The organism is Shewanella polaris (assembly GCF_006385555.1).
Lineage (GTDB): Bacteria > Pseudomonadota > Gammaproteobacteria > Enterobacterales > Shewanellaceae > Shewanella > Shewanella polaris.
Window position 1 is genome coordinate 3,477,143 of sequence record NZ_CP041036.1, and the last position, 12,314, is coordinate 3,489,456.

Sequence of the window (12,314 nt, forward strand, 5' to 3'; positions counted from 1 at the left end):
TGACCTTTAATTACGCGTACGAGTATACTTCAATTAGCTCGAATAGTTAAATAGACGCGAGTGGTAGAATGTGAAAATCATAAAAATAATCACATTCCTAGATGAGCACACCGTATTGAAAACTCAATGTGGCACGAAAAACCTCTATTTATGTCTATTAAGTGACTTAAGGTTGACTTATTGCACTGATTATTGATGACAAGACAGAGGAACTTGACTAAAGTTATGAGCAATAATATCAATTTCTGTCGGGTTTATATATTGAACAACCACAATAGAATTGATTTTCATATTGGGTCTACATATTTTGTAGTTTTAGCATTTTAAGATGTTACAAAATTAACGTAAAAATAGTCACTTATGTGACATGGAATAATACATAATGACCAATTTTAAGTCCCTAACATGGAAACAGACAAACTTAGTTGTTTTTACTGCTTTATTTTTTGCAATTGCCATTTTTATTGTCGAAATAGCACTAGTCGTCATCACGACTAAACAACAACTGACAGCTGCACAGCAAGAACTACTGAATTCTGTTGAACAAACCACCACCAACGCTGTGTGGTCTTTAGATGATAAACTTGCCAGTCAAACTCTAGAGGGCATTATCAAAGTCGATAATGTTGGCTCGGCTGTCATTGAACTTGATGACGGTTCATTATTTGTTTCTTCGGCAAATGAGTTAAATGAATTATCAAATAGTTATGTTTCCATCAGCAACCGTCTTTTTGGTGATCTGAAAGAAATTTCGCGCCCGTTATATCGCCCATTCTATTTTGAAGGTAATAAGCAACAACAGCTAATCGGCACACTTACCATATTCTACGACACGCAAAAACTCACCAACAAACTGTTTAATCAACTCCAACTTGGACTCATTGCCACATTGGCTCGAGCATTGTTGCTCACTTTAGTATTAACGGTGGTGTTTCATCGTTTTCTCACTCAACCTATTGCTCGTATTAGTGAAGCTATCGATAAAATTGACCCAGATTATCCTGATGAAAATCTATTGCCCATGTCTAAAGCGCATAAGGATGATGAATTAGGACTTGTGACAAGTAAGTTTAATCAGATTTTGCTGCAATTTAGCCAAACCCAAAACAAACTCCGAAAAATGGCAACCCGAGACCCATTGACTGGTTTGCCTAATCGGGCTTTATTATTAGAAACGTTGAATGTAACCATTCAACGTTCTCGAGTTCATAAACGGAATTTCGCCTTACTCTTTATTGATTTAGACCGGTTTAAAAACGTCAATGACTCATTAGGTCATGCTATCGGTGATCAATTCCTGGCTCGTATTGCGCGTATATTAGAAAGAGTGGTTGGTGAGCAAGGTAGTGTGGCTCGTTTAGGTGGCGATGAATTTGTAATTTTAGCCGATGAGATTCAAACACCTTCACAAGCAGCAGACTTTGTTGACAAGTTGCTTATTCAATTAAACACCCCAATTCAACTTAACGAGCACGCCATTCATCCAGCGGCATCTATCGGTATCTCTATTTATCCAGAAGATGGCATCACGGCAGAAGATTTAATTCGTCATGCAGATATCGCGATGTACAGTGCTAAAGCAGCTGGCTCAAATCAATGGGCGTTTTTCAAGCAACAAATGACTGAGCGCGCTGCGGTTAGATTACGTACAGAAGCCTCTTTACATGATGCACTAAAGAACAATGAGTTCTTATTGTATTTTCAACCTAAATTTGATCTAAAAACCGATAAAGTTGTTGGCTGTGAAGCGTTAATTCGCTGGCAAAAAGACGGACGCTTGATTAGCCCTATGTCATTTATTCCCGTGGCAGAAGAAACAGGGATAATCATCCCTATTGGTCGTTGGGTCATTGAACAAACTTGTAAAGTGATTCGAGAATGGCAACGTAAATACAATTATGAAATTCCTATTGCCGTCAATGTGGCCTCACAACAATTTGCTGATGCTAGTTTAGTTCCTGATATTAAACAATTGGCAATTCGTTACCAAATCCGTCCAGAATTGCTTGAAATCGAAATTACTGAAACATCGCTAATGAATGATATTGAACAAGCTATAACAAAATTAGAACTGCTCAAATCTGCCGGTTTTGGGATTGCGGTTGATGACTTTGGTACTGGATATTCATCATTGTCTTATTTACGTCACCTGCCAATTACCACCATGAAAATTGATCGAGCATTTGTGAGCGATCTTCCACAGGATAGCGCTATTGCATCGACTATTTTAATGCTTGGTCGCCAGCTTGACTTGACGATTGTTGCTGAAGGTATCGAGAATATACAACAGCTTGAATGGCTCAGAGAAAATCAATGTGAAATAGGCCAAGGTTTTTATTTCAGTGAGCCGTTACCCATAGAAGAATTTGAAGAAAAATATATAGCCTCTAATACCGCTAAGATCATTCATGTGTAGGGATTGTATAAACGTGACGTCATATAATTAAGTGACGACGCTCGCCTGTAAACTGAATGTCTACAATGATTATTTACGTGTACACCAGTACTACACGTGTGGCTCATCATCACAAAAATGGTAATGAAATACTCATTGCTAACACCTCAAGCATAAACACTATTATTTTAGATATTGAAGTTCAGCGCTGCAACTATAGTGAGTATGATTATCCAAAGTAAATATTGTTTATTTTGGGCAATAAAAAAGGAGGCTATAGCCTCCTTTTTTATGGTCTAATCTGCTTACAAAAGTAAGCCGAATATCGAATTAACGACGTAAACCTAACTTCTGGATCATAGCAGTATAACGCGCTACGTCAGTACGCTTTAAGTAAGCAGAAAGCTTACGGCGTGCACTTACCATACGTAATAGACCACGACGTGAGTGGTGATCATGGATGTGCTCTTTAAAGTGACCTTGAAGGTGGTTAATTTGAGCAGTTAACAAAGCTACTTGAACTTCAGTTGAACCTGTATCGTTTTCGCAGCGACCAAAATCAGCCAAAATTTTCGCTTTTGCTTCAGCACTTAGTGACATGTGTATCTCCAAAAAAAGTAAATGTATCTCTAGCCGATCACTAACTCAGCCAGAGCGAGCGCAGTATTTTAACCACATTGATAGTTAACCGCAATCTAAATTCGTTTTTTATTGTTAAAAGCCAACGTTAAAGCCGTCTGACTACTCTGCAGGATCATTTTCGTGAATTACAATCAACCGTTTAGGTGCCAATAGACCATCATCATTCATGATGCCCATACCAACAAATCGATGTGAATCACCAATAGTAATACGCACTAATTCATCAGGCTTAAGTCCCGCAGCTTGGATTGCTTGTCCTTGCATAACGTAATATAACATCTCGTCTGGCAAGTTAATTTCAGCAAATTTAGCCACAGCTGTATCCATTGGTAATAATAATGGATCCATCAATGTCTGAGGCGCAACATCTTGTCTATGGGATTGCTCAACTAACGCTTCTAATTGCGCTAACGTTACCATTTTTTCATACGGGTATTCGGCAACTTGAGTACGTCGCAACATAATAACATGTGCTCCACAGCCAAGCATTTCACCTAAATCATCAATAATGGTACGTATGTAAGTCCCTTTAGAACAATGAATGTCTAGGGTTAATTCATCACCTTCAATCTTAATAAAATTGAGCTCAAATACAGTAATAGGTCGCGACTCACGTGGAACTTCAATCCCCTCACGAGCATATTTATACAAAGGTTGACCTTGGTATTTTAATGCCGAATACATTGAAGGTATTTGCTGAGTGGTTCCTCGAAAAAACGCAAGCTTTTCATCAAGTAATGCTTGAGTAACATTAACGGGACGCGTTTGCACGATTTCCCCATCAGAATCACTCGTATCAGTACGTTGACCCAATTTAGCCGTCACTAGGTAGCGCTTATCCGAATCTAATAAATGCTGAGAGAACTTAGTTGCTTCTCCGAGACAAATAGGCAACATACCTGTTGCTAACGGGTCTAAAGCACCTGTATGGCCGGCTTTATTGGCATTAAAAAAACGCTTAACTCTTTGCAGGGCAAAATTAGAGCTCATGCCAGTATCTTTATCGAGTAACACTATACCGTCGATGAAGCGACCTTTAGGGCGACGAGCCATTAATCTTGCTCCTTTTCACCGTCAACAGACTCGCTGCTATCAGATGCTTCTGGATTAAACTCTTGCTGTTTGGCTTTATCTTTATTGATAACTTGGGTCACTAGGTTAGACATACGCATACCTTCAACTAGTGAGCTATCGTAAATAAAGCGTAATTCAGGCATAACACGTAATTTCATACGGCCAGCAACTAAAGTACGGATATAAGGCGCAGCAACAGTAAGCGCATCAATTTTTTGTTGAACAAGTTCTGTGTCTTCTTCAAAGAAAGTCACATAAACTTTTGCATAACTTAAATCACGTGAAACATCGACATCGTTTACAGTAACAAAACCAATGCGAGGATCTTTCATATCGCGCTGCAACACCATTGCAAGTTCTTGCTGGAGCTGTTGTGCAATACGACGTGTACGACTAAATTCTTTTGCCATGATGATATGCCATATCGTTAGGTCTACAATCAAAAAGGGCGGCTAAAGCCGCCCTTCCATTGGTTCTTATAAGGTGCGAGCTATTTCGACTGTTTCGAAGACCTCAATTTGGTCTCCTACGCGAACGTCATTGTAGTTCTTCACACCAATACCACATTCCATCCCATTACGGACTTCTGGAGCATCGTCTTTAAAGCGACGTAATGACTCAAGTTCACCTTCGAAGATAACCACGTTATCACGTAGAACACGAATTGGTGCACTACGCTTAACAATCCCTTCGGTAACCATACAACCAGCAATAGCGCCAATTTTAGGAGACTTAAATACATCACGAACTTCAGCAAGACCGATAATTTCTTGTCTAAATTCTGGTGCTAACATACCTGTCATTGCAGCACGAACTTCATCAATTAAGTTGTAGATGATGCTGTAATAACGTAAATCAACACTTTCTGAATCGATAGTCTTACGTGCCTGTGCATCAGCACGGACATTGAAGCCGACCAGAATAGCATTAGAAGCTGCAGCTAATGTTGCATCAGTTTCAGTTAATGCACCGACACCGCGAGCAATAATGTTCACTTTCACTTCATCAGTAGACAGTTTAGCTAATGATTCACAAATTGCCTCAAGAGAACCCTGAACATCCGCTTTAAGTACGATATTCAGTTCTTGTACTTCGCCTTCTTCCATGTTGGCAAACATGTTTTCTAGCTTAGACTTTTGCTGACGTGCTAATTTAATATCGCGGAATTTTCCTTGGCGATACAATGCTACTTCACGGGCTTTACGTTCATCACGTACAACTGTCGCTTCATCACCAGCTAACGGCACACCAGAAAGACCTAAGATTTCTACCGGGATAGAAGGACCTGCTTCAGTGATAGATTGACCATTTTCGTCATTCATCGCACGAATTTTACCGTACTCTAAACCACATAAAACGATATCACCTTGACGTAATGTACCTTCTTGGACCAAGACAGTAGCCACAGGGCCACGACCTTTATCAAGTTTTGATTCAATAACAACACCCGCTGCCATTCCATCACGTATAGCTTTAAGTTCTAATACTTCAGATTGAAGCAAGATGCCTTCTAATAGTTCGTCAACGCCCATACCAGTTTTAGCTGATACATGAACGAACATATTATCTCCGCCCCAATCGTCTGACATAATGCCATGTTGAGACAGCTCACTCTTAACACGCTCAGGATCAGCATCTGGCTTATCCATTTTGTTAACAGCAACAATTAACGGTACATTACCCGCTTTAGCATGTTGAATCGCTTCAATCGTTTGTGGCATTACACCATCATCAGCAGCTACAACCAAAATAACAATATCAGTTGCCTTAGCACCACGAGCACGCATTGACGTAAATGCCGCGTGACCAGGAGTATCAAGGAAAGTAATCATGCCGTTGTCAGTTTCAACGTGGTATGCACCAATATGCTGAGTAATACCACCGGCTTCACCAGATGCTACTTTCGCACGACGAATATAATCGAGTAACGATGTTTTACCGTGGTCAACGTGACCCATGATAGTCACAACCGGTGCGCGTGATTCTAGTTTAATGTTGTCATCGCGGTCTTGAAGAACTTGATGCTCAAGTTCGTTTTCACGAATAAGTACCACTTTATGACCGAGTTCTTCTGCAACCATTTGCGCTGTTTCTTGGTCAAGTACTTGGTTAATTGTCACCATAGTGCCCATTTTCATCATTTGCTTGATGATCACAGTGGCTTTAATTGCCATTAAATGAGCCAATTCAGATACGGTTACAGTTTCACCAATACGCACATCACGACTAACAGCTGCTGCAGGTTTATTAAAACCATGCGCCATAGATTCTGGTGCAGTGCTGCGGTTACGCATGTGTTTTTCGCGTCCGTCACGAGCATCTTTTCCGCCACGTTTTTTATTGGCGTTTTTATTGCGAGCACGACGACCACGTTTTTCGTCATCAGCATCTGAACTGTCTTCTGCTGCACGAGCAACTTTAGATGTTGTGATGTGATGATCACCATTTTTTTCAGCTTCTAAACGTTGACGCTCTTCTTCAGCCCAACGCTTTGAGTTTACTTCTGCAAGTAAACGTGCAGCTTCAGCAGCTTTAGCAGCTTCATCTTTTTGCTTTTGAGTTAACACAGCTTCTTGAGTCGCTTTTAAACGCTCGGCCTCTGCTTTTGCTGCTGCCGTTTCTGGGTCAGCAACTTTGGCTACTTTAGGCTCAGCTTTTACTTTTTCTGATTTCAATTTGGCTTCGGCTTCCGCTTTTTTCTTCGCTTCTGCAGTTGCTTTCGCTTCTGCCGCTACTTTGGCTTTTGCTTCAGCTTCCGCTTTTGCTTGAGCTTCTGCTTTGGCCTTGGCTTGAGCTTCTAATTCAGCTTGTTTTGCTAACTCTGCATCATCACGTTTAACGAAAGTGCGCTTTTTACGGACTTCCACTTTAACGTCTTTTGACTGACCGTCAGTGCTTGCAACACTTAATGTTGACACAGTTTTACGCTGCAATGTCATTTTAGTCGGTACAGTATCTGCACCATGCTGTTTTTTTAGATAATCAAGAAGTTGTTTCTTCTCATTTTCTGAAACGGTATCGAGTTTCTTCTTGCTCATACCTGCTTCTGAGAATTGCTCAATTAGTCGCTCGACTGATTTGCCCACTTCTGTTGCTAATTTTTCTATATTTGTATCTGCCATCAATTAAATCCCCCTGTTGATCGACTTATGCTTCTTCGCCAAACCAACAGATATTGCGGGCAGCCATGATGAGCTCACCTGCTTTTTCTTCTGTTAATTCTTCAATATCAAGTAAATCATCAATACCTTGCTCGGCCAAGTCTTCTAAAGTCACTACGCCATTGCTCGCAAGAACATAAGCTAAATGTCTTTCTAATCCTTCCAATGCTAGTAAGTCATCACTTGGCTCTGCACCGTCTAACGCTTCTTCAGACGCTAATGCTCTTGTTGAGATTGCCGCCTTTGCACGTTCACGTAGTGCTTCAACGATATCTTCGTCAAAACCTTCTATTGCTAATAGTTCAGATTCTGGGACATAAGCAATTTCTTCTAACGAAGTGAATCCCTCATCAGCCAACACGGCTGCAAAATCTGCATCTACATCCAGAGAAGCTACAAACAAGTCAATCACCTTTGCACTTTCGGCTTGGTGTTTCTTATTCAAGTCTTCAACTGTCATTACATTTAATTCCCAACCAGTCAGTTGAGTCGCTAAACGAACGTTTTGGCCATTTCGACCAATTGCCTGTGCCAAACTATCTGCTTCCACAGCAATATCCATTGAGTGATTATCTTCATCGACAATGATAGAGGCTACATCAGCAGGTGCCATGGCATTGATCACATATTGTGCAGGATTATCATCCCACATCACAATATCTACTCGCTCGCCACCTAATTCGTTTGATACGGCTTGCACACGTGCGCCACGCATACCAACACAAGCACCAATAGGGTCAATGCGACGGTCATTTGATTTAACGGCGATTTTAGCTCGAGCTCCTGGATCACGAGCAGCACCCATAACTTCAATCAATTCGTCGTAAATCTCAGGCACTTCAACACGGAAAAGCTCAATTAACATCTCAGGCTTACTGCGAGTTAAAAATAACTGTGCTCCACGCGCTTCTGGACGTACTGAGTACAATAAAGCACGTACACGATCACCAGGGCGGAAAGATTCACGGCTAATTAAGTCTTCTTTAAATATCACGCCATCTGCGTTATTGCCTAAATCGACAACCACACTTTCACGGGTACTTTTCTTGACGATACCAGTAACAATTTCACCTTCACGCTCAATAAATTGTTCAACAATTTGCGCACGCTCGGCTTCACGAACTTTTTGAACGATAACTTGTTTTGCTGTTTGCGTCGTAATACGGTCAAAGACAACTGAATCTATTTCATCTTCAATGTATTCACCTGGCTGGATATCAGGTTGTTCATAACGCGCAGCTTCAATGGTAATTTCACTATAAGGGTTCTCTAGTGGTTCACCATGGTCATCAACTACCATCCAACGACGGTACGTATCGTAATGACCCGTTTTACGGTCAATTTCAACACGAACTTCAATATCGCCTTCGTATTTTTTCTTTGTAGCAGTGGCCAGTGCAATTTCTAGCGCCTCGAAAATTTTCTCACGGGGAACGCCTTTCTCATTGGAAACCGCTTCTGCGACTAGCAGGATCTCTTTATTCATTTGGTCTTGCCTCGTTCTTCACCTGAAACTATCAAAACTTAGCGATAATGTTGCCTTTACGGATATTATCCAAAGCAACAATCAAGTCTTTACCATCAACAGTGATGGTGAGCATTTGCCCATCAACGCTACTAATGACGCCTTTTAAATTACGACTACCCGCAACAGGCATAGTCAACTGTACTTTTGCATCTTCACCCACGTAGGCCGCATATTGCTCAGCGGTAAATAAAGGTCTATCTACGCCAGGTGAAGATACTTCTAATGTGTATTCTGTAGAAATAGGGTCTTCAACATCCATAACTGCGCTAACTTGACGACTGGCTTCTGCACAGTCTTCAATGTTGATGCCATTCTCGTGATCAATGAAAACACGTAATATTGAATGACGACCAGCTTGAATATACTCTATGCCCCATAGTTGAAAGCCCAATGCTTCAACGGGTACCGTTAACATCTCAACTAGCTTGGATTCTATCGTTGCCAAAAATGACCCCCAAAAAAAACAAAAAAAGGGCTAATAGCCCCATAGCAATCCGCATAAAGCACGGATATTTAAAAGTCCATATAACAAAAAACCCCGTAATCACGAGGTTATTTTATTATAAAACCTGTAAATTGTAATTTATCTTCTTTCAAAGTTAAATTACAAGGAGCTGGTTGCGGGGGCCGGACTTGAACCGACGACCTTCGGGTTATGAGCCCGACGAGCTACCAACTGCTCCACCCCGCGTCAACTGATGCAAGTATATTGATTTACACTATATCTTGCAATAACTAATCAAACTCAATCCATGATTTGTTAGTTAAATAATGGTGCCGAGAGCGGGACTTGAACCCGCACGTCCGTTAAGACACAGCCACCTCAAGGCTGCGCGTCTACCAATTCCACCACCTCGGCGATATTTAGTTTACTAGTCAGGAATTTTTGTTTCTGACTGTTCGGTTTGCACAGGCGCATCGTCAATGATTTGCTCTGCTGCTGGACCTAAATCATTCCATTGATCATTTTGTTGAGTATGATTAGCACTTAAATTACCAATCACTAAACTCAATGCAAAAAAACCAATGGCTAATACTGCAGTACTGCGAGTCAGGAAGTTACCTGATCCGCTTGAACCGAACAATGTGCCTGAAGCACCGGCTCCGAAAGATGCGCCCATATCGGCACCCTTTCCTTGTTGAATTAAAATTAAGCCGATAAGGCCTAACGCTACCACCAAGTATACAACTATAAGAACTTCGTACATATTATTACGCGCTCATCGCTATGGTACATAAACTTAAAAACTCACTTGAGTTCAAACTGGCACCGCCAATCAAGCCGCCATCAACATCAGGCTGGGCAAATATATCTGCCGCATTGCTTGGGGTGACGCTACCACCGTATAAAATTCTGATATTCTCGCCAATGAAGGGAGATACTTCAGAGAGGCGACTGCGTATAAACGCATGTACTTCTTGTGCCTGCTCTGGTGTAGCGCTTTTACCTGTACCTACTGCCCATAAAGGTTCGTAGGCGATAATCGCGTTATCAAAAGCCATGGTACCGTTTTTTTCAATTACTATATCAAGCTCTTCCGCAATCACCTCAAAGGTACGTCTTGCTTCACGAGCCGGTCCAGATTCACCTACACATAAAATCGGTGTCAGACCATTTTTTTGCGCTGCGGCAAACTTCTCTGCCACTATATTACTCGTCTCTCCGTACATACGGCGACGTTCGGAATGGCCGATAATAACATATCGACATCCAGAATCTTTTAGCATCTGCCCGGACATTTCACCGGTGTACGCACCAAAATCATGTTGACTAAGATTTTGTGCGCCCATTCTCACAAGCGCGCCATCTAAGGTTTGCTTATTGGCTTCAAGCAGTTGCCGAACACTTTCAAGATAAATTGAAGGCGGACATAAAACCACTTCAGCGGAATCATTTTGGAGCTTTGTAGCAAACTTTTTGAAAAGTTCTTGGGCCAATGCCGAATTACCATTCATTTTCCAGTTGCCAGCGACCATAGGACGTCTGAGTGCCATTCATTATCTCCTCTGAAAGCGGCGTGAATAATAGCGAACCACTTATCAAGTTACAAGAGCTAAAAGGGGAATAATTCAGATAATCTGTCGAAGCGTCTACTTTTTGAGCGCGTAACAACATAACTGAATATTCAGATAATTAACATGCTGCCTTTACGGCGTCAGCAATACGATTTGCATGTGCAAGCACTTGTGGATGATCATCACCCTCAACCATCACCCTAATTAACGGTTCTGTACCCGACTTGCGTAATAATACTCGTCCACGAGAACCTAATTGTTGCTCAACATCAGCTTGGGCTAATCTTACTGCATCAGTATCCAACGGATTCGAGTTTCCTTCAAACCTAACGTTCACCAATACCTGCGGTAACATCTTCATTGATTCGGTTAATTGTTCAAGTGACGAATTTTGGCGTCGCATCGCTGCTAGCACTAAAATACCTGCAACAATACCATCACCTGTGGTGCCATGATCAAGATTGAGTATATGGCCCGAATTTTCTCCGCCGATACGCCAGTTTTTTTCTTTAAGAATTTCCATGACATACCGATCACCCACTTTCGAGCGAACAAATGGAATATTAAGCGCTTGCAATGCTAAATCTAGCCCTAGGTTAGACATTAACGTGCCCACTACACCGCCTTTCAAAATACCACGTTTTTGGGCATCTACGGCTAGAATATATAAAATTTGATCCCCATCAATTACCTCTCCGTGGCTATTGACCATCATAATACGGTCGCCATCACCATCTAATGCGATACCTAAATCAGCTTTTTCAGCTAATACAGTTTCACATATTTTGGCCATTGATGTTGCACCCACTTTATCATTGATATTCAAACCATTAGGTTTATCACCAATAGCAATCACATCCGCACCAAGTTCTCGAAATACATTGGGGGCTATGTGATAAGTTGCACCATGGGCACAATCAACCACAATTTTTAAACCTTCAAGAGTTTGATCTGCTGGGAAATTCCCTTTGCAATATTCAATATAACGTCCTGCAGCATCTTCGATTCTGCGGGCCTTACCCAATAAGTGAGATTCAACACACACTAATGGTTTTTCAAGTTCAGCCTCAATTTCAAGCTCAATATCATCATCGAGTTTACTGCCATCTGTTGAGAAAAACTTGATACCATTATCGTAATATGGATTATGCGAAGCACTAATAACCACACCCGCTTCAGCACGAAATGTCCGAGTTAAATAAGCTACTGCAGGTGTCGGCATGGGTCCAAGTAATAAAACATTTAACCCGGCGGCAGATAATCCCGCTTCTAAAGCCGATTCAAATAAGTAACCTGAAATACGAGTATCCTTACCAATAATCACTTTTTGAGTGCCATTTCGCGACAATACTCGTCCTGCGGCCCAACCGAGCTTCAATGCCAATTCGGGGGTCATTTTGCCTGCCCCTACTTTGCCGCGAATACCATCGGTTCCAAAAAATTGTCTTTGTTTCACAGGTCCCCACTTAAGTTAATCACTTTTTATACAACGTGTTAT

10 protein-coding genes and 2 tRNA genes are annotated in these 12,314 nt (G+C 41.4%); 1 reads left to right on the forward strand and 11 read right to left on the reverse strand.

Annotated elements, in window-relative coordinates; genetic code table 11:
• Positions 1 to 382 precede the first annotated feature (382 nt).
• The gene (locus FH971_RS15075) at positions 383 to 2,416 is read left to right on the forward strand and encodes a putative bifunctional diguanylate cyclase/phosphodiesterase (RefSeq protein ID WP_140234875.1); all 2,034 of its coding nucleotides are present in this window, start codon (positions 383 to 385) and stop codon (positions 2,414 to 2,416) included.
• Positions 2,417 to 2,725: 309 nt separating this feature from the next.
• Here FH971_RS15075 and rpsO read toward each other — a convergent pair whose 3' ends face one another.
• The 11 genes from rpsO to glmM all read right to left on the reverse strand — a co-directional run bounded on the left by rpsO (position 2,726) and on the right by glmM (position 12,272).
• The gene (gene rpsO / locus FH971_RS15080; RefSeq protein ID WP_137226257.1) at positions 2,726 to 2,995 is read right to left on the reverse strand and encodes a 30S ribosomal protein S15; all 270 of its coding nucleotides are present in this window, start codon (positions 2,993 to 2,995) and stop codon (positions 2,726 to 2,728) included.
• Between the two features lie 141 nt (positions 2,996 to 3,136).
• A complete protein-coding gene (gene truB / locus FH971_RS15085) occupies positions 3,137 to 4,090 on the reverse strand; it encodes a tRNA pseudouridine(55) synthase TruB (RefSeq protein ID WP_140234876.1) in 954 nt (317 codons plus the stop codon).
• A complete protein-coding gene (rbfA, locus tag FH971_RS15090; protein ID WP_140234877.1) occupies positions 4,090 to 4,521 on the reverse strand; it encodes a 30S ribosome-binding factor RbfA in 432 nt (143 codons plus the stop codon). The genes truB and rbfA overlap by 1 nt, the downstream gene beginning before the upstream one ends.
• Before the next feature lie 66 nt (positions 4,522 to 4,587).
• Positions 4,588 to 7,233, reverse strand: coding sequence for a translation initiation factor IF-2 (gene infB / locus FH971_RS15095; RefSeq protein WP_140234878.1), 2,646 nt, complete (start codon positions 7,231 to 7,233; stop codon positions 4,588 to 4,590).
• 25 nt (positions 7,234 to 7,258) lie between these two features.
• On the reverse strand, positions 7,259 to 8,758 hold the full coding sequence (nusA, locus tag FH971_RS15100; protein WP_137226249.1) for a transcription termination factor NusA: 1,500 nt from the start codon (positions 8,756 to 8,758) through the stop codon (positions 7,259 to 7,261).
• 31 nt (positions 8,759 to 8,789) lie between these two features.
• Complete coding sequence (gene rimP, locus FH971_RS15105; RefSeq protein WP_137226247.1) at positions 8,790 to 9,245, reverse strand: ribosome maturation factor RimP; 456 nt, start codon at positions 9,243 to 9,245, stop codon at positions 8,790 to 8,792.
• Positions 9,246 to 9,415: 170 nt separating this feature from the next.
• Positions 9,416 to 9,491: transfer RNA gene (locus FH971_RS15110), tRNA-Met, on the reverse strand.
• Between the two features lie 81 nt (positions 9,492 to 9,572).
• Positions 9,573 to 9,659: transfer RNA gene (locus tag FH971_RS15115), tRNA-Leu, on the reverse strand.
• A 13-nt stretch (positions 9,660 to 9,672) separates the two neighbouring features.
• Positions 9,673 to 10,008: a preprotein translocase subunit SecG gene (gene secG / locus FH971_RS15120; protein ID WP_137226245.1), complete on the reverse strand. Its 336-nt coding sequence runs from the start codon at positions 10,006 to 10,008 to the stop codon at positions 9,673 to 9,675.
• Positions 10,009 to 10,012: 4 nt separating this feature from the next.
• Positions 10,013 to 10,795 carry a triose-phosphate isomerase gene (gene tpiA / locus FH971_RS15125; RefSeq protein WP_137226243.1) on the reverse strand — a complete coding sequence of 261 codons (783 nt, stop codon included), beginning with the start codon at positions 10,793 to 10,795 and terminating at the stop codon, positions 10,013 to 10,015.
• Between the two features lie 139 nt (positions 10,796 to 10,934).
• A complete protein-coding gene (gene glmM, locus FH971_RS15130; protein ID WP_140234879.1) occupies positions 10,935 to 12,272 on the reverse strand; it encodes a phosphoglucosamine mutase in 1,338 nt (445 codons plus the stop codon).
• Positions 12,273 to 12,314: the final 42 nt, after the last annotated feature.